We start from the raw sequence: 17,653 nt of genomic DNA on the forward strand, positions 1-17,653 counted from the left end.
ATCGACCAGAAGTGGCAGCCTCCCGTCTGCCTGGCCACACTGAATCTGCCGGTTCGTGATCAGAAAAGAACCAGTCACTGGCGTTTCACACGTTCTCCGGGAGATGGCATGGTGGAGCAGTCCTCCGAGGTCCACATAGCGGAGACCGAGCGCAGATTCGCGGAGGCACTGGCCGACGTCACGGGCGCCGAGCGAGTTCCGGTCGACAGCCATTTCTTCACCGACCTCGGCGCCAATTCCCTGGTCATGGCCCAGTTCTGCGCACGTCTGCGGAAGACAGCGGATCTGCCGTCCCCGTCCATGAAGGACATCTACCGGTATCCGACCATCCGCAGCCTGACGGCGGCCCTCGAACAGGCCGCTCCCGCGGCGCCCGCCGGAGCGGCGAGCACCGGAGCGGTGAACGCCGAAGTGGCGACCGCCCCGGCCGCCCCGGCAACGAGGACCCACTCGGCGCGCAAGGCGCCGCTGGTTTTGACGGAGCGCGGAAAGCGGCTGTGCCATCTTCTCTGCGGCACCTTTCAGTTGGTGGTCTTCCTCGGATACTCCCTCGTTTCCGGGTTCGCCACCGCCGCGGGATACGAATGGATCGCCGCCGGTTCGGGCCTGGCCGACGTCTATCTGCGGTCACTTGTCTTCGGAGGCATCGGGTTCCTCGTCCTGTGCGCGTTCCCGGTCGCCGCGAAATGGCTTCTCGTCGGCCGCTGGAAACCGGGTGAGTTTCCCGTCTGGGGCCTGACGTATCTGCGTTTCTGGCTCGTCAAGGTACTGCTCCACGCGAACCCGATGATTTTCCTCGTCGGAACCCCGCCGTACGTGCTGTATCTCCGGGCGCTCGGCGCACGGATCGGCAAGGGCGTCACGATCCTGTCCCATTCCGTCCCGGTCTGCACCGACCTGCTGACCATCGGTGCGGGCACCGTGATCCGCAAGGACTCGTTCCTCCTCGGTTACCGGGCCCACGCAGGACGCATCCAGACCGGCCGGATCACGCTCGGCCGGGACGTGTACATCGGCGAGAAGACCGTCCTGGACATCGACACCGCGATGGGCGACGGCGCACAGCTCGGTCATGCCTCCGCCCTGCACCGCGGTCAGGTGGTCCCGGACGGTGAGCACTGGCACGGCTCGCCGGCGGAGCCCACGCAGACCGACTACCTGCGGGTCGCGCCGGCCAGGTGCGGGACCGCCCGCCGGGCCTGGTTCGGCCTCGGGACGCTGCTGCAGCTGTTCCTCGTCGCCATACCGCTGACCGTCGGCGGGGTGTACATGCTGTTCACCGAGGTACCGGCGATCGGCAGCCGTCTCGATCCGCAGCTGGCCCCGCTGAAACGGTCGGAGCTGGTCCCGGACGCGCTGGAACTCTCGCTCGTGCTGTTCTTCGGCTTCGTGGTGCTGGGCCTGGTCGCCCTGTGCACCGTGCCGCGGCTGCTGGCTCTGGCCGTCAAGCCGGGCCGGGTCTATCCGCTGTACGGATTCCACTACGCGGTGCACCGGGCGACGGCTCGCATGACGAACATCAAGTTCTTCGCCTGGCTGTTCGGCGACAGCTCCTACATCGTCCACTATCTCCGGGGAATCGGGTACGACCTGTCGCGGGTCGAGCAGACCGGGTCGAACTTCGGCACCGAAGTGCAGCACGAGACCCCGTTCCTCGTCTCGGTGGGCAGCGGAACGATGGTGGCCGACGGACTGTCCGTCCTCAACGCCGACTACTCCAGTACGTCCTTCCGGCTGGCCCCCGCGTCGATCGGGCCCCGTAACTTCCTCGGCAACAACATCGCCTATCCCGCGGGCGGCAGAACGGGCGCCAACTGTCTGCTGGCGACGAAGGTGATGGTGCCCCTCGACGGCGAGATCCGGGAGAACGTGGGGCTCCTCGGCTCGCCCTGCTTCGAGATACCCCGGTCGGTGGAACGTGACGCGCGGTTCGACGACCTTCGCACCGGCGACGCACTGCACCGCAGTCTCGCCGGCAAGAACCGCTACAACCTCCGCTCGATGGCCGTCATGCTGGGCGCGCGGTGGCTGCACACCTTCGCCCTGACGCTGTTCGGGCTCGCGTCCGTGGATCTGTACGGAGTGCTCGGACATGTGGTGATCGCCGGGTATCTGGCCCTCACGCTCGCGTTCAGCACCCTCTACTTCGTCCTGGTGGAGCGGTGCATCCCGAGGTTCCGTGCGCTGCGGCCCCGGTTGTGCTCCATCTACGACCCGTACTTCTGGTGGCACGAGCGCCTGTGGAAGGTGCCGGACCACTACCTCAACATCTTCAACGGCACGCCCTTCAAGGCCCTGGTCTGGCGGCTGCTGGGCGTCCGCATCGGCCGCAGGGTGTTCGACGACGGCTGCTACCTGACCGAACGCACCCTCACCACCATCGGCGACGAGTGCACCCTCAACGCCGGCAGCAAGATCCAGTGCCACTCGCAGGAGGACGGCACCTTCAAGTCCGACCGCTCCACGCTCGGCGCCGGCTGCACGCTGGGCGTCGGCGCCCATGTGCACTACGGCGTGACCATGGGCGACGGTGCGGTGCTGGCACCCGATTCCTTCCTCATGAAGGGCGAGGAAGTCCCGCCGGACGCCCGGTGGGGTGGCAATCCGGCCGTGGACATGCCGGAGGCCGGCAGCCGGCCGCACGGCACCGGCCGGGCCACGTCGACAGCCAACGCCCCTGCGGCGACCGCGAGTTGAGGAAGGACGTGCGATGGGAACGCGCGTGCAGACGGACCGGTCGGACCGGGAGTTCTGGAGTCGTGTACTGACCGCAGGCGGTGCCACCGCCGTGCCCCGCTGGGCACGGGAGCGGGTTGCCGGAACGGCCGAGCAGGAGGCGGCCGTCCCGGACGACCTGGCGGACGCGGTGCGCGCCCTGGTACGGCGGTCGGGCGTGCCGATCAGCGCGCTGCTGCTGGCGGCGCACGCCAAGGTGCTGGCCGCGCTGTCCGGCGAGCAGGAGGTGGTGACGGGGTACACCGCCGGAGTGCACGGCGAGCCGCTGCCGTGTCGTCTGACCGTCTCCCCCGGGTCCTGGCGGGACCTGGTGACGGCCACCGAGCACACCGAGGCGGAGCTCCTGGCGGCCCGTGAGTTCCCGGTGGCCCAGCTGCGCCGGGAACTGGGGCTGACGGAGCCCTCGTACGAGGTCGTGTTCGGGCCGATGGGCGACGACGAGGCGCACGGCGACGACGGTGTGCTGCACGTGCGCTGGTCCGACCGGGGCGGACGGCTGATGCTGCGCCTGAGGTACCGCACGGACGTGTTGGACGCCACGGCCGCGGCGCGGATCGGCGGCTACCATCTCACGGCGCTGCGGTCGATGGCGGCGGACGTGCACGCCGACCACACACGGCAGAGCCTGCTGTCGGCGGACGAGGTGCATGAGCAGCTGGAAGGCCTGGCCGGTCCCCGCCGGCCGCTGCCGGACGCGCGCGCACACGAACTCTTCGAGGAACGGGTACGGGCCCATCCGCAGGCGGTGGCGGCCGTGCACGGCGGGCGGGAGTGGACGTACGGCGAACTCAACCGGCGCGCCAACAGGCTGGCACGCGCGCTCAGGGCGAGGGGGCTCGGCGCGGAGGACGTGGTCGCCGTCGTCACCGAACGCAACCTCGACTGGCTGGCGGCGACGCTGGCGGTGTTCAAGGCGGGCGGCACCTACCTGCCGGTCGAACCGCACTTCCCGGCCGGCCGGATCACGGCAACGTTGTCGCGGGCGGGGTGCCGGCTGGTCCTGACCGAACCGGGCAGCACCCACACCCTCGACCAGGCGCTGGCCGCCCTGCCCGGATGCGAGAAGCTGCTGATCGACGCGGCGTACGCGGAACCGCACGAGGACGGCGATCTCGGCCTCCCGATCGACGCCGGCCGGCTGGCGTACATCTACTTCACCTCCGGCTCCACCGGCGAGCCGAAGGGGGCGATGTGCGAGCACGCCGGCATGCTCAACCATCTCCACGCCAAGATCGACGACCTGGGCATCGGTGAGGGAAGCGTCGTGGCGCAGACGGCGCCGCAGTGCTTCGACATCTCCCTGTGGCAGCTGATCTCGGCGCTGCTGGTCGGCGGCCGGACGCTGCTGGTCGAGCAGGACGTGATCACGGACGTGGAGCGGTTCGTCGACACCCTGGAGCGCGGCCGGGTCGGCGTGGTGCAGGTGGTGCCCTCCTACCTGGAGGCCGTGGTCTCGTACCTGGAGCGGCACCCCCGCACGCTGCCGGACCTGCGGTGTGTGTCGGTGACCGGAGAGGCGCTGAAACGGGAGCTGGTGCAGCGCTGGTTCGCGGTCCAGCCGGGGATCAGGCTGCTCAACGCCTACGGTCTGACGGAGACGTCGGACGACACCAACCACGAGGTCCTGGACGCCGTACCGGAACGGGTGCTGCTGGGGCGTGCGGTGGGCAATGTGCGCGTCTACGTCGTGGACGAGCATCTGTCACTGGTGCCGCTGGGCGCCCCGGGCCTGATCGCGTTCTCCGGTGTCTGCGTGGGCCGGGGGTACGTCAACGATCCCGAGCGGACCCGTGAGGCGTACCGGGCGGACCCGTACCGGCCCGGTGAGCGGCTCTACCTGGGCGGTGACTGGGGGCGCTGGCACCCCGGCGGCAAGCTGGAGTTCCTCGGCCGGCGGGACAACCAGGTCAAGATCCGGGGTTTCCGCATCGAGATCGGCGAGATCGAGAACTGTCTGCTGCGGGTGGACGGTGTACGGGACGGCGCGGTGGTCGTCGCCGAGCGGGCCGGCGGGAGCAAGCAGCTGATCGCCTTCTACACCGGCGCGCAGCAGCAGCCGGAGGTGCTGCGCGAGGCACTCGGCGCGGCGCTGCCCGCCTATATGGTCCCCTCGGCCTTCCACTGGCGGGACGGCCTTCCGCTGACCGCCAACGGCAAGACCGACCGCAAGGCCCTGACCGAGCTTGCAGAACGGACGGCGCCGGCCCCCGAAGCGGACGCAGGGGGGCAGGATGTACTCAGCCCGGCCGAGCGGAGACTGGCGGCGGTCTGGGCCGAGCTGCTGGGGGTGCCCGAGCGGCAGATCGGCCGGACGGACCACTTCTTCGACTCCGGGGGCACCTCCCTGACCGCGGTCAAGCTCAGCATCGCGCTCGACCGCGCGGTGTCCCTGAAGGACATCACCCGGCACCCCGTGCTCGCCGACCTGGCCGCTCTCCTGGACGGCACGGCCCGGCAGCGCCCGGAGCTGCTGCAGCCGCTGACGACAGCGCGCGGTACGCCGGAGTGCGCCCTGGTGTGCTTCCCCTACGCGGGCGGCAACGCGGTCAACTTCCAGCCGATGGCGAGCGCGTTGGCGGGCAGCGGCATCGCGGTCCTCGCGGTCGAGCTGCCCGGTCACCACCTGGCCGCGCACCCCGAGCCGTTCGCGTCGATCGAGCAGGTGGCCGAGCAGGTCGCCGCCGAGATCACGGCGCGCGGCCTGACCCGGGTCATGCTGTGGGGCCACTCCTCCGGCACCGCGCCGGCCGTCGAGACGGCCAGGAGGCTGCAGGAGCGCGGTGTCCGGGTGACGCGGGTGTTCCTCGGTGCGCACCTGCTCGGCACCGCCGCCGACCGGAACGCCGCCATCGCCGAACTGGCGGGCCGCAGCGACGCCGAGGTCGCGGCGCAGCTGACCGCGGACGGCGGCTACGCCGAACTCGCGGAACTGAACGAGCAGCACGCCCGGCACATCGGTGCCGCCTACCGGCACGACTGTGTGTCCGCGCACACGTATTTCCGCGCCGTCCTGGAAAGCCCGCCGCCGGTGCGGCTGACCGCTCCCGTCCTGGCGGTGGTCGCCGCCGACGACCCGTACACGAAGGGTTACGCCCAGCACCACCGCGACTGGCTGCTCCTGGCCGAACACGTCGATCTGTACGAACTGGCCGACGGCGGCCACTACTTCCTCCGTACCCGTCCGGCCGAGGCGGCGCAGGCCGTCCTGAGTGCCGTCGTCCCCCTCGCCTCCTCCTGAACCCGCGGGACCGAACCCCGTCGGACCCGAACCCGCCGGACTGATCCCGCCGGACCGATCCCGCCGGACCGATCCGGTCGGACCTCCAGGCGGTCGACCGAAAGGAAACCGAGATGCCGTCCTCATCCCTGGCATCCGCCCTCGATGCGGAGCTGCGGCCGGACCGGCCCGCGCTGCTGCGCGTCGACGTCCCGGGCGATGCCCCGAGCTGGGCAGCCGAGCACCGCGAGGCGCTGCGCGCGCAGGTCACCGAGCACGGGGCGCTGGTCGTCCGCGGCCTCGGGCTGCGGGACACGGACACCGTCGGCGCCGTCTTCGCGTCCCTGGCCGGTGACCTCATCACGGAGCGGGAGGCGTTCGCCCCCCGTGACGCCCACGGTCCGGGGCTGTACTCCTCGACCCCCTGGCCGGACAACCAGCCGATGTGCATGCACCACGAGCTCAGTTACCGGCTTCAGGTGCCCGGCCTGCTGCTGTTCGCGTGCCTGACCGCCCCCGAGCAGGGCGGGGCGACCGCGGTGGCCGACGCCGAACAGGTCCTCGCGGCGCTGCCCACCGGGCTGACCGAACGGTTCGAGCGTGCGGGCTGGCTGCTGACCCGCTCCTACAACGAGGAGATCGGGGCGTCGCTCGCGGAGTCGTTCGGCACCACCGACCGCGCCGAGATCGAACGCTACTGCCGGGCCAACGCCATCGACTTCACCTGGCTGGCCGACGGGTCGCTGCACACCGAGCAGCGCCGCCCCGCCGTCGTACGGCACCCGGTCACGGGCCGGCGCTGCTGGTTCAACCAGATCGCCTTCCTCAACGAGTGGACGCTGGCCCCCGAGGTGCGCGAGTACCTGGTGGACGTGTACGGCCCGGACGGCCTGCCGTTCAACACCCGCTACGGCGACGGCAGTCCGATCGGCGAGGACGTCGTCCAGCTGCTCAACAGCACCTACGAGGCGCACACCCGGCGCGAGCCCTGGCAGGCCGGTGATCTGCTGCTCGTGGACAACATCCGCACGGCGCACAGCCGAGAGCCCTTCGCCGGAGAGCGGCAGATCCTGGTCGGCATGGGCGAGCCCCTTCACCTGGCCGACCGCGGGCCGGGCCGGGAGGCGAGCGAGCGATGACCGACGTACTGTCGAGCACTGCCCAGCGGCCCTCTCCCGGCCGGCCTTCGGTGCCGTCCTTCGCGGTGATCTCCGGTGAGCAGGTGCAGGACGCGCTGAGCGGGCGCGAGAAACAGCTCGTGGAGCTGGTGGAGACCGCCTACCGGCTGCACGGTGCCGGGGACTCGGTGAACCCGCCGTCGTACTTCCTGCGGTTCCCCGACCGGCCCACCGCGCGGATCATCGCGCTGCCGGCCTCCATCGGCGGGCCGGTCCGGGTGGACGGCCTGAAGTGGATCTCCAGCTTTCCGGAGAACGTGAGCGCCGGGCTGCCACGGGCCTCGGCGGTGCTCATCCTCAACGACCACGACACGGGTTACCCGTTCGCCTGTCTGGAGAGCTCGATCATCAGCGCCACCCGGACGGCGGCGTCCGCGGCGCTGGCGGCCGACTGGCTCAGCCGCGGCCGGCCCCGCCCCACCCGGGTCGGCTTCTTCGGCACCGGTCTGATCGCCCGCTACATCCACACCTTCCTGGACGGCACCGGCTGGGAGTTCGAGACGGTGGGCGTGCACGACGTGTCCCGCGGCAGCGCCGACGGCTTCCGCGGCTACCTGCAGCGGGCCGGCACCGGGGCGCGGATCACCGTCCACGACCGCGCCGAGGACCTCGTCCGCGGCAGCGACCTTCTGGTCTTCGCCACCATCGCGGGCGAGCCGCATGTCACCGACCCGGCCTGGTTCACCCACAACCCGCTGGTCCTGCACGTGTCCCTGCGTGACCTCGCCCCCGAGGTCCTGCTCGGCTCGGCCAACTTCGTGGACGACGTCGAGCACTGCCTGAAGGCCGACACGTCCCCCCACCTGGTCGAACAGCGGACCGGTAACCGGGACTTCCTGAACGGAACCCTCAACGACGTGATGCTCGGACGGGCCGCACCGCCGACCGACCGGCCGGTGATCTTCTCGCCCTTCGGGCTCGGCGTCCTCGACCTCGTCGTCGGCAAGTACGTCTACGACGAGGTGGCCCGGGCGGGACAGCTCCGCCTCATCGACGACTTCTTCCACGACCTGCGCCGATACGGCTGAGGCCGCTGTTTCGGCCTGGCACCAGGAGGCCCGCCGTGCCTGTCATATCCGCTCCCTACGCCTTCAACGAGGGTCATCTCTTCGTCGACCTGAAGTCGATCTGCGGATACCCCCTCTATCTGAAGTGCGAGGGTTTCAACTTCGCCGGCTCCATCAAACTGAAGGCCGCGAACGAGATGGTGGAGAGCGCCGAGCGTGACGGACTCCTGAGGCCGGATTCCATCCTCGTCGAGTCCTCGTCCGGGAACCTCGGCGTCGCGCTCAGCATGATCGCCGCCAGCAAGGGCTACCGGTTTCTGTGTGTGACGGACTCCCGGTGCAACCTGTCGACCAGACTGCTGATGGAGGCGCTCGGCAGCGACGTGCACATCGTGTCCGACAAGGACGCCAACGGGGGCTTCCTGGGCATGCGCATCGAGTACGTCCGTGCGCTGTGCGCGTCCGACGACCGGTATGTCTGGCTCAGCCAGTACACCAACGCGGGCAACTGGCTGGCGCACTACCGCACCACCGCGCCGGAGATCGCCTCCCAGTTCCCGGAACTGGACGTCCTCTTCCTCGGGGCGGGCACCACCGGAACCCTGATGGGCTGCGCCCGCTGGTTCAGGCAGTGGCACCGGCCGGTGCGGATCGTCGCCGTGGACGCCGTGGGCTCGGTGGCGTTCGGCGGCGAACCCGGCCGCCGGATGATCCCGGGCCTCGGGATGAGCATGCGCCCGCCGCTGCTCGACGAGTCCTTCGTGGACGAGGTGCTCCGCGTCGAGGAGACCGACACCATCCGTATGTGTCACCGCATGGCCAGACGCGGCTTCCTGTTCGGCGGCTCCACCGGGACGGTGGTCAGCGGCGCGACGGACTGGCTGGCCCGGCACGACACCCGCGGCCTCACCGCGGTGGCCGTCGCGCCGGACCTCGGCGAGCGCTACCTCGACACCGTCTACCAGAGCAACTGGCTGCAGGACCTGTACGGCGACCAGGTCCTCGACGGCGAACTGGGCACCGACGAGGTGCGCAGCGCGCCCCGGGAGCCCAAGTCCGCGTCCCGGGCGACGGGCCGCCGGCGCAGACCCTAGGCGCTGTCCGGCGGAGCCCGTCAAAGACGCGGGGTCAGCCCGCGACGACGGCCTCCGCCGCCGCGACTCCGCACACCCGGGCGGCGCCGTGGGTGGCGATGTGCAGGGCGCCGCGCGGGGCGGCCTGCGGCAGGCCCATCTCCACGACGACGGTGTCGGGGCGGGCGGCGAGCAGGGTGTCGAGGGCGGAGCGCATCCAGCCGTGCCGGTGTTCGTCGCGGACCACGGCGACGATCCGCCGGCCGTCGGCGGCGGCGACGACCTGCGAGGCGGCACCGTCACCGGTGAAGGATCCGGAGGCGGTGCCGGGCAGCAGCCGTGCCAGCTCGGCGGCCACGCCCCACGGGGTCTGGTCGCCGACGGCGATGTTGGGTACGGGGTCGAACCGGGCGACGTACACGGGCTCGGTGACCGGTGCGGGGGCACCGCTCCGGGTCACGGTCAGGGCGCGGCGGGCGGCGACCAGGCCGATCCCGGGGTCGGGTGCGGCCTCGGCCGCGGCGCCGCGGGCCGTGACGGTCCATGCGGCGAGGTCACGCACCCGGGCGGCCGCGTCCGCGAGCCGTTCCTCGGCCAGTTCGCCGGAGCGTACGGCGGCCACGAGCGCGTCCCGCAGCTTCAGCACGGTGCCCTCGTCGCACAGCCCGCCGCCGACACAGATGGCGTCGGCACCGGCCGCGATCGCGAGGACCACCCCCCGTTCCAGGCCGTAGGCGCCGGAAATCGCCCGCATCTCCATGCCGTCGGTGACGATCAGACCCCGGTAGCCGAGTTCCTCGCGCAGCAGCTCGGTGAGGACGCGGCGGGAGAGGGTGCCAGGGCGGTCGGGGTCGAGGGCGGGCACCAGGATGTGGGCGCTCATGACGGCGCGGGTGCCGGCGGCGATGGCGGCGCGGAACGGGGGCAGTTCGCGGGCGTAGAGGGTGTCGGTGTCGACGTCGATGCGCGGTAGGGCGTGGTGGGAGTCGACGTTGGTGTCACCGTGGCCCGGGAAGTGCTTGGTGCAGGCGGCGACGCCGGTGGACTGCAGGCCCTCGACCCAGGCGGCGGTGTGCCGGGCGACGAGGTCGGTGCTCGTGCCGAAGGAGCGCACCCCGATGACGGGGTTGTCGGGGTTGGCGTTGACGTCGGCGGAGGGCGCCCAGTCGAAGGTGACACCGCAGCCGGCCAGCCGCCGGCCCAGCTCGCGGGCGACGGACCGGGTGAGGGCGGGGTCGTCGACGGCGCCGAGAGCGTGGTTGCCGGGAAAGGCGGAGCCGGTGCGTACGTCGAGACGGGTGACGTCGCCGCTCTCCTCGTCGATGGCGACCAGCAGGTCGTCGCGTTCGGCCCGCAACTGGGCGGTGAGCGCGGTGACCTGGTCCTCGCTGACGATGTTGCGGCCGAACAGGGCGACGGAGGCGAGGCCCTCACCGAGGCGGCGGCGCACCCAGTCCGGCGCGGTGGTGCCGTCGAACCCCGGCTGCAGCACGGCGAGGGCGTCGCGGGTGAGGGTGTCACCCGCGGCGGAGCCGCTGTCGGATGCAGTGGTGGCGAGTGTGGTCATCGGCCGGGTCATCCCTTCACGGCGCCGTCGGTGAGACCGCTGACAGCCTTGCGTTGCAGGAAGATGAAGAGGATCAGGATGGGCAGCGCGAACAGGGACGAGGCGGCCATCGTGGCCCCCCAGTCGTCGCCGAAGGCGGTCTGGAACTGTGAAAGCCACAGCGGCAGCGTCTGCTTCTCGATGTCCTTGTTGAGGATCAGGACGAGCGGGAACTCGTTCCAGGCGGTGATGAACCCGAACAGCGAGGTCGCCATCAGACCGGGGGCCAGCAGCGGGAAGATGACCCGGATGAACGCCTGGGTGCGGGTGCAGCCGTCGACCATGGCCGCCTCCTCCAGGTCCTTGGGCACGGCGGCGACATAGCCGCGCAGCGTCAGGACGGTCAGCGGGAGCACCATCATCGTGTAGAAGACGGTGAGCGGGACCAGGCTGTCCAGCATGTCGTCGTCACGGACGATCATGTAGATGGCGATGATCATGACCTCCCAGGGGGCCATCTGCGCGAGCATGAACGTCACGATGAGCCCGCGCCGGCCCCTGAACCGCATCCGGGCGAGCGCGAAGGCCGCGACCAGGGCGATGACGAGCGAGAAGACGACCGACAGGACCGTGACGGTGACGGAGTTGGCGACCAGGGTCCAGAAGTGGTCGGCGTCGATCGCCTTCTTGAAGTGGCCGAGGGTGACGTGCGTCGGGAACCACACCGGGTCGTCGGCGATGATGTCGCCGGTCGGTTTGAAGGCCGTCGCGAACATCCAGTAGACGGGGAACACGAAGCCGGCGAAGAGGACGACGGCGGTCGCGTTGGGCCAGATACGGCCGAAGAGCGAGCGCTTCACAGCTCGTCCTCCTCTTGCTTGAGCACCATGCGCAGGTAGTACGAGGTGATGACGAGCAGGGCCAGGATGGTCAGGAAGGAGATCGCCGCGCCGACCCCGAAGTGCTGGTTGCCGACGCCTTCGACGTAGGCGTAGATCGGCAGGGTCTCGGTGAGGTGGTCGGGTCCGCCCGCGTTCATCGCGAAGAGCTGCGTGAACGACTTGAAGACCCAGATGACCTCCAGGAAGGTCGTGGCGTACAGGAACGGCCGCAGGAAGGGCAGGGTCACCGAGGTGAAGCTCTGCCAGGCGCCGGCGCCGTCCAGGGACGCGGCCTCGTACAGCTCCTTGGGGATCGTGGTGGTGGCGGCGTACAGGTTGATCGCCACGAACGGCACCGACTGCCACACGATCAGCAGGATGACCACGAAGAATGTGGAGAACTGGCTGCCCATCCAGTTGTGGTCGGCCATGGAGTGCCAGCCGAGCTTGTCCAGGACCCAGTTGACGACGCCGAAGCGCTGGGCGAACAGCCACTGGTAGACGGTGGTGGCGGCGACGTAGGGCATGGCCCAGGCGAGGACGAGGCCGATCATGAGCAGCAGCCGCATCTTCTTGCCGAGCCGGGCCAGCAGCAGGCCGATCAGGGTGCCGAGCCCCATGATGAGGACGACGTTGGCGGCGGTGAAGAAGACGGAGCGCTCGGCGACGTGCCAGAACTCCGGCTCGGACAGCACCTGCCGGTAGTTCTCGACGCCGTTCCACTCGGTGAGGTGCTGGATGAGCTGCCGCGGGTTGAGGTTCTGGAACGACAGCATGCCGTTCTTGACCAGGGGCCAGCCGAGCAGGACCACTGTGGCCAGCAGCGCGGGCAGCAGCAGGAGATAGGGGGCGGCGGCGCCGCGGCGGGCCGGGGACCGGGAGCCGCGGTCCTCACCTCTCGGCGGCCCGGCTGTCCGGGCCTTGCGGACAGCGGGCTGACCGGCCGTGTCCGTGCCTTCGGTCTGCACTGACATGAATTGCCATCTCTTCCGTGGCCGTACGAACTCCATGGCCGCGTGTGCGCACGGCACATGGAGCCGGGGGCGCCTGTCGCGGCGCCCCCGGCGGGGTCATCAGTTCTGCTGGGCCAGGCGCTTGTTGATCTCGGCCTCGACCTGCTTCGCGGCGTCCGCCGGGGACTTACCGGTCAGCACGGAGGTCATGTAGGACTTGATGGGGTTCGGGGTGTTCTCCACCGCGGCCCACTCCGGGATCAGCGGGGTGGTGCCGCCGCCCGCCGCGGCGGGCGCGGCGGCCTCGGCGGCGGCGTTGCCCTTGACGTTGGACTGCAGTGACGTCTTGTTCGGGACGATGCCGCTGAGCTTGGCCAGTTCGCCCTCGTACTGGTCGGACAGGGCGATCTTCAGGAACTCCTTGGCCAGCGACTGCTTCTTGCTGCCCTGGGCGACCGCGAAGTTGGAGCCGCCGAGGAAGACGCCCTCCGGCTTGTCGGCCGTGGCGCCGGGGATCGTGAAGTAGCCGAGGTCCTTCTCGATGGCCTTGTTGGCCTGGACGGCGGTGGCGGCTTCCCAGCCCATGCCGATGAACGCGCCGGACTTGCCCTTGGCGAAGACCTGGGCCTGCTGCGGAGTGGCCTCGTCCTTGTCCTTGGGAGCCTTGGAGTAGGAGGCGTACTTCTTGTAGATCTCCATGGCCGCGGCGACCTTCGGGTCGGCGAGGTTGGAGACGTACTTCTCGCCCTGCTTCTTCACCAGGTCGCCGCCCTGGCCGATGATCAGACCGTCGAGGAAGTACCAGTTCTGGCCCGGCAGGTAGAGCGGCTCGGCGTCGGTCTTCCTGCCGATGGCGTCCAGGTCCTTGAAGAACTCGTCGCGGGTCTTCGGGGTGTCCTTGATGCCGGCCTCGGCCCAGATCTTCTTGTTGTAGATGACGACGCGGTTGGCGAAGTACCAGGGGGCGGCGTACTGCTTGCCCTGGTAGACGGAGGACTGGGAGACCGACGGCGTCCAGTCGGCGCCGATCTCCTTCTTGAGGTCGCCGAGGTCGGCGAGACCGCCGGTGGCCGCGTAGGCGGGGGTCTGGGTGTTGCCGACCTCCAGGACGTCCGGCGGGTTGTCCTCGGAGAGGGCGGTGGTGATCTTCTGCTGGATCCCGTCCCACTTCTGGATCTCGAACTTCAGCTTCGCGCCGGTCTTCTTCTCGAACGCGGCCTGGACGTCCTGGCTCCACTGCGGCGGAGCGGAGCCGTCCATGGTCCAGACCGTCAGCGTCTGGCCCTTCCAGCTGTCCGGTCCCGCGTCCTTGCCGCTGTCCTTGCCGTCGTTTCCGCCACACGCCGCAACGGAGACCATCATGCCCGCGATCACGATCGCGGCAGCGAGCTTGCGCTTCACGCCACCCTCCTCAGGGATGCCACTAACCCCCCACGCCCTCGGCGGTGACCTGCGTACGACGCTGTTGCACGTAGGGCTCGGGACCTGGCCACTAATGGTGTAGACCAGTACGGTGGAGCTTGGCCTAGACCTTTCGGGGTGTCAAGGGTGGTCCGAGAAGCCGATTCGGCCGTTATGAGAACGTCACCCCGGGCGATTGGCCTAGACCATCAGGCAGTTGGTCGTTATAACGAGAGCCCACCCACACAGCCGGGAAGGCAGGCATGGCCACCGACGTAAGCGGCCGCACCGCGCGCGTACCGAAGTACTACCGGATCAAACAGCGGCTGCTCGCCATGGCCGAGGAACTCCAGCCCGGCTCCGCCATGCCGGCCGAGCGGCTGCTCGCCGTGCGGTTCGACACCTCACGGACCACCGTCCGGCAGGCGCTCACCGAACTCGTGGGCGAGGGCCGTCTGGACCGGATCCAGGGCAAGGGCACCTTCGTCGCCCAGCCCAAGCTGTACCGCACGCTCCAGCTCACCTCGCACACCGAGGACATGCGCGCGCAGGGGCTGACGCCCGCCTCGCAGGTGCTGGACATCGGGGAGATGCCGGCCGACGAGAGGCTCTCGGGCCTGCTCGGCATCGGGATCGGCGAACGGGTGCTGCGCATCGAGCGGCTGCGGCTGGCCGGCGGCGACCCCATGGCGATCGAGACGACTCACCTGTCGGCACGCCGCTTCCCCGGCCTGCGCGGATCCCTCGCCACGTACCCGTCCCTGTACACGGCGCTCGCGGAGGTGTACGGCGTCCGTCTCGCGGAGGCCGACGAGACCATCGAGACCTCGCTGTCGACCCCGCGCGAGGCGCTGTTGCTCGCCACCGACGTGGGCCTGCCGATGCTGTTGCTGTCCCGCCACTCACGGGACGCGGAGGGCAGACCGGTGGAATGGGTGCGCTCGGTGTACCGGGGCTCGCGCTACAAGTTCGTGGCCGCCCTCCACAGACCCGATCCCCCGACGGCCCCCCGCACACCGGCCCCATCGTCCGTGGAGGCCGGCAACCGCGCATGACACAGCCGGTGTCCGGGGCGGGGGTGCACGGGGGCAAGGGTGCCTGGCGGTGGCGTGCGGGCCTCGGTCAGGACCGGGTCAGTTTGATGTCCTTCTCCTGGACGGCGTGGAAGGACGGCAGCAACAGCAGGAGGCCTTCGGAGCGCAGTTCCGTCACGGTGACCTGCGCATGGGCCTTGCCCGCCTTGAGGGCGTCCGGCGCGACCCTGCCGGTGTTCTCCCACCGGTGCTCGGCGCCGTCGCACTGGGCGGCGCTGCCACCGATGCCGTACACGACCTTGCGCTTCTTGTCGCCCTGACTGATCGCGGAGCTCACGAAGGCGACGCCCTTGGCCCCGGTGCACCGGTAGGTGCCGGACAGGGTGACGGTGCCGTCCTCGGTGATGTGGCCGGTCTTGTCGACGGTCACGGTCTCGGACGTGTCGGCGGCGGCCGGGGCGACGGCGGCGCACAGCAGGGCCGCTGCGCCGAGTGCCGCGGCGAGGGCGGGGCGTGCCGGCATGGGATACCTCCCGGTGTTCGTGGACTCAGGGCTCCACTGGTACCGGGCGGCCGGGCCGCGAGGCGTGACCGTCACTCCTTCGGTGGCGCGTCATGGAACCGTCCGGGAGTTGTCCGCATGTTGTCACGCTTCACGGCGGCCGGTTCCGGTGCGTTCACAACGGGAGGACCGTCTGTGTATGCGGGCGGTGGCCGCACCCGCCGCCACCTCCCCGCCGATGTGGAGGTGCCCCATGTGCTCCTGTCCGTCCGCCCTCTCCGAGTGCCCCGCGTCCCGCACCGACACGCACCCGGTGGCCGCCCACCCCGAACAGGGCTGGACCCTGCTGTGCGACGGCTCCATCGTCTTCGACGACGGCGGAGAGCTGCACCCGGACGGCAGCGTGGTCGCGCCCCGCCGGTTCCCGGCCGCACGGCTCGCGGTGGCCGCCTGAACGGCCGGCGGGGCCTCCTGCCCGGTCCGGCAGAGGCCTCCGGCACCGGCTCCTACGGCAGTACGGCGAACCCGTCCAGCTCCACCAACGCCTGCTCGTCCCACAGCCGTACGACCTCCACGACGGCCATCGCGGGGTAGTCCCGGCCCGCCGCCTCCCGCCAGATGCGGCCCAGTTGCTGGGCCTGGGCGCGGTAGGCGGCCACATCCGTGGCGTAGACGGTGACGCGGGCGAGGTCGGCGGGGGTGCCGCCGGCGGCACGCAGGGCGGTGAGCAGGTTGGCGAGGGCGTGCTCGAACTGCTCGGGGAGCGTAGCGCCGGTGATCCTGCCGTCGGAGTCGAGGGCGGTCTGGCCGGCGAGGAACACCACGCGGGAGCCTGCCGCGACGACGGCGTGCGAGAAGCCCGTGGGCGGGGACAGCTCGGGCGGGTTGACGCGCTCGGTCGTCACCGGGCCTCCTCCTGCTCCTCGGCACACAGCTCCCCGAGATGGAGCTCCCCGACCCGGAGCTCCCCGGCATACAACTCCTTGGCGTACAACTCCTTGGCGATGATGCCCCGTTGGACCTCGCTCGCCCCCTCGTAGATGCGCGGGGCGCGCACCTCGCGGTAGAGGTGTTCGAGGAGGTGACCGCGGCGCAGGGCGCGGGCGCCGTGCAGCTGGACGGCGGTGTCGACCACGAACTGCGCGGTCTCGGTGGCGAGCAGCTTGGCCATCGCGGCGCGGCCGGGGACGTCGGCGGCGCCCTCGTCGTACGCGCTCGCCGCCGCGTACACCATCAGCCGGGCCGCCTCCGTGCGCAGCGCCATCTCGGCGACCTGGTGGGACACGGCCTGCAGGTCCATCAGCCTCCCGCCGAACGCCTCGCGTCGCCGGGTGTGCGCGAGGGTCGCGTCCAGTGCCGCCTGGGCCATGCCGACCGCGAACGCGCCGACACTCGGCCGGAAGAGATTGAGGGTGCCCATGGCGACGGCGAAGCCGCGGTCGGCCTCGCCGAGCACGTCGTCGGCGCCGACGGGCACGGCGTCGAAGTCCAGCGCGCCGATGGGGTGCGGCGAGAGCATCTCCAGCGCGCTGCCGGTGAGCCCGGGCCGGTCGGCCGGGACGAGGAACGCGGTGACACCGCGGGCTCCGGCGCCGGGTGTGGTACGGGCGAAGACGGTGTAGAAGTCGGCTTCGGGGGCGTTGGAGATCCAGCACTTGGCACCGGTGAGCCGCCAGCCGGCGCCGCCGTCGGGCTCGGCCGCGAGGGACAGCGCGGCGGCGTCCGAACCGGCCCCCGGCTCGCTCAGCGCGAACGCGGCGACCGCGCTGCCGTCGGCGACCTTCGGCAGCCAGCGCTCGCGCTGGGCGGTGCTGCCGTGGGCGTGCACCGGATGGGCGCCCAGGCCTTGCAGGGCGAGGGCGGTCTCGGCTTCGGTGCAGGCCTGGGCGAGGGACTCGCGCATCAGGCACAGGGCGAGCGCGCCGGAGGTGAACAGCCGTGCGAGCAGCCCGAGCCGGCCGAGTTCCGCGAGGAGCGGCCGGTTGACGTGTCCCGGTTCGCCCTTGCCGGCGAGCGGGCGCAGCCGTTCGCCGGCCAGGGCGCGCAGCTCGGTACACCAGGCGAGCTGCTCCGGTTCGAGCGAGAATGCGGGCACTTGGGGTCCTCCCTCCGGGGGCGGGCCGCC

The 17,653-nt window shown here is 70.7% G+C and carries 14 protein-coding genes; 7 read left to right on the top strand and 7 right to left on the bottom strand.

The window, feature by feature from the left end; genetic code table 11:
• Positions 1-108 precede the first annotated feature (108 nt).
• From ACZ41I_RS31090 to sbnA, 5 genes are all read left to right on the top strand, one after another.
• Positions 109-2,697: a Pls/PosA family non-ribosomal peptide synthetase gene (locus ACZ41I_RS31090; protein ID WP_468515617.1), complete on the top strand. Its 2,589-nt coding sequence runs from the start codon at positions 109-111 to the stop codon at positions 2,695-2,697.
• Positions 2,698-2,710: 13 nt separating this feature from the next.
• Positions 2,711-5,974, top strand: a complete 3,264-nt coding sequence (locus ACZ41I_RS31095; protein ID WP_468515618.1) for a non-ribosomal peptide synthetase — start codon at positions 2,711-2,713, stop codon at positions 5,972-5,974.
• Between the two features lie 113 nt (positions 5,975-6,087).
• Positions 6,088-7,092, top strand: coding sequence for a TauD/TfdA family dioxygenase (locus ACZ41I_RS31100; RefSeq protein ID WP_399772179.1), 1,005 nt, complete (start codon positions 6,088-6,090; stop codon positions 7,090-7,092).
• Positions 7,089-8,159: a 2,3-diaminopropionate biosynthesis protein SbnB gene (sbnB, locus tag ACZ41I_RS31105; RefSeq protein WP_468515619.1), complete on the top strand. Its 1,071-nt coding sequence runs from the start codon at positions 7,089-7,091 to the stop codon at positions 8,157-8,159. The genes ACZ41I_RS31100 and sbnB overlap by 4 nt, the downstream gene beginning before the upstream one ends.
• A gap of 35 nt (positions 8,160-8,194) precedes the next feature.
• Positions 8,195-9,232 (top strand): 2,3-diaminopropionate biosynthesis protein SbnA, encoded by a 1,038-nt coding sequence (gene sbnA, locus ACZ41I_RS31110; RefSeq protein ID WP_363214694.1) that lies wholly within the window; start codon positions 8,195-8,197, stop codon positions 9,230-9,232.
• Between the two features lie 34 nt (positions 9,233-9,266).
• On the opposite strand, the gene ACZ41I_RS31115 is transcribed toward sbnA, so the two are convergent.
• The 4 genes from ACZ41I_RS31115 to ACZ41I_RS31130 form a co-directional block, all read right to left on the bottom strand.
• Complete coding sequence (locus tag ACZ41I_RS31115) at positions 9,267-10,778, bottom strand: glycoside hydrolase family 3 protein (RefSeq protein WP_468515620.1); 1,512 nt, start codon at positions 10,776-10,778, stop codon at positions 9,267-9,269.
• A gap of 8 nt (positions 10,779-10,786) precedes the next feature.
• Positions 10,787-11,617 carry a carbohydrate ABC transporter permease gene (locus ACZ41I_RS31120; protein WP_399772189.1) on the bottom strand — a complete coding sequence of 277 codons (831 nt, stop codon included), beginning with the start codon at positions 11,615-11,617 and terminating at the stop codon, positions 10,787-10,789.
• Complete coding sequence (locus ACZ41I_RS31125; protein ID WP_363214697.1) at positions 11,614-12,612, bottom strand: carbohydrate ABC transporter permease; 999 nt, start codon at positions 12,610-12,612, stop codon at positions 11,614-11,616. Before ACZ41I_RS31125 ends, ACZ41I_RS31120 begins: the two co-directional genes overlap by 4 nt.
• A gap of 99 nt (positions 12,613-12,711) precedes the next feature.
• Entirely contained in the window at positions 12,712-13,992 is a 1,281-nt protein-coding gene (locus ACZ41I_RS31130) for an extracellular solute-binding protein (protein ID WP_468515621.1), read from the bottom strand.
• Positions 13,993-14,255: 263 nt separating this feature from the next.
• Between ACZ41I_RS31130 and ACZ41I_RS31135 the strand changes: the two genes are divergently transcribed.
• Positions 14,256-15,047, top strand: coding sequence for a GntR family transcriptional regulator (locus ACZ41I_RS31135; protein WP_363214699.1), 792 nt, complete (start codon positions 14,256-14,258; stop codon positions 15,045-15,047).
• Positions 15,048-15,114: 67 nt separating this feature from the next.
• Here ACZ41I_RS31135 and ACZ41I_RS31140 read toward each other — a convergent pair whose 3' ends face one another.
• On the bottom strand, positions 15,115-15,549 hold the full coding sequence (locus tag ACZ41I_RS31140) for a DUF6299 family protein (RefSeq protein WP_468515622.1): 435 nt from the start codon (positions 15,547-15,549) through the stop codon (positions 15,115-15,117).
• 232 nt (positions 15,550-15,781) lie between these two features.
• Here ACZ41I_RS31140 and ACZ41I_RS31145 point away from each other — a divergent pair, with 232 nt between their 5' ends.
• Entirely contained in the window at positions 15,782-15,982 is a 201-nt protein-coding gene (locus tag ACZ41I_RS31145; RefSeq protein WP_363214701.1) for a DUF5999 family protein, read from the top strand.
• 52 nt (positions 15,983-16,034) lie between these two features.
• Here ACZ41I_RS31145 and ACZ41I_RS31150 read toward each other — a convergent pair whose 3' ends face one another.
• Together ACZ41I_RS31150 and ACZ41I_RS31155 are read right to left on the bottom strand one after the other, a co-directional pair.
• Positions 16,035-16,433: a RidA family protein gene (locus ACZ41I_RS31150; RefSeq protein WP_363214702.1), complete on the bottom strand. Its 399-nt coding sequence runs from the start codon at positions 16,431-16,433 to the stop codon at positions 16,035-16,037.
• Positions 16,430-17,623, bottom strand: coding sequence for an acyl-CoA dehydrogenase family protein (locus ACZ41I_RS31155; protein ID WP_468515623.1), 1,194 nt, complete (start codon positions 17,621-17,623; stop codon positions 16,430-16,432). The genes ACZ41I_RS31150 and ACZ41I_RS31155 overlap by 4 nt, the downstream gene beginning before the upstream one ends.
• Between the last annotated feature and the right edge of the window lie 30 nt (positions 17,624-17,653).

Source organism: Streptomyces sp. NPDC030799 (genome assembly GCF_055572255.1).

Coding starts and splice junctions, on each gene's coding strand:
- ACZ41I_RS31090 (WP_468515617.1), top strand. CDS start 109: ATGGTGGAGCAGTCCTCCGAGGTCCACATAGCGGAGACCGAGCGCAGA.
- ACZ41I_RS31095 (WP_468515618.1), top strand. CDS start 2,711: ATGGGAACGCGCGTGCAGACGGACCGGTCGGACCGGGAGTTCTGGAGT.
- ACZ41I_RS31100 (WP_399772179.1), top strand. CDS start 6,088: ATGCCGTCCTCATCCCTGGCATCCGCCCTCGATGCGGAGCTGCGGCCG.
- sbnB (WP_468515619.1), top strand. CDS start 7,089: ATGACCGACGTACTGTCGAGCACTGCCCAGCGGCCCTCTCCCGGCCGG.
- ACZ41I_RS31115 (WP_468515620.1), bottom strand. CDS start 10,778: ATGACCACACTCGCCACCACTGCATCCGACAGCGGCTCCGCCGCGGGT.
- ACZ41I_RS31125 (WP_363214697.1), bottom strand. CDS start 12,612: ATGTCAGTGCAGACCGAAGGCACGGACACGGCCGGTCAGCCCGCTGTC.
- ACZ41I_RS31135 (WP_363214699.1), top strand. CDS start 14,256: ATGGCCACCGACGTAAGCGGCCGCACCGCGCGCGTACCGAAGTACTAC.
- ACZ41I_RS31140 (WP_468515622.1), bottom strand. CDS start 15,549: ATGCCGGCACGCCCCGCCCTCGCCGCGGCACTCGGCGCAGCGGCCCTG.
- ACZ41I_RS31145 (WP_363214701.1), top strand. CDS start 15,782: ATGTGCTCCTGTCCGTCCGCCCTCTCCGAGTGCCCCGCGTCCCGCACC.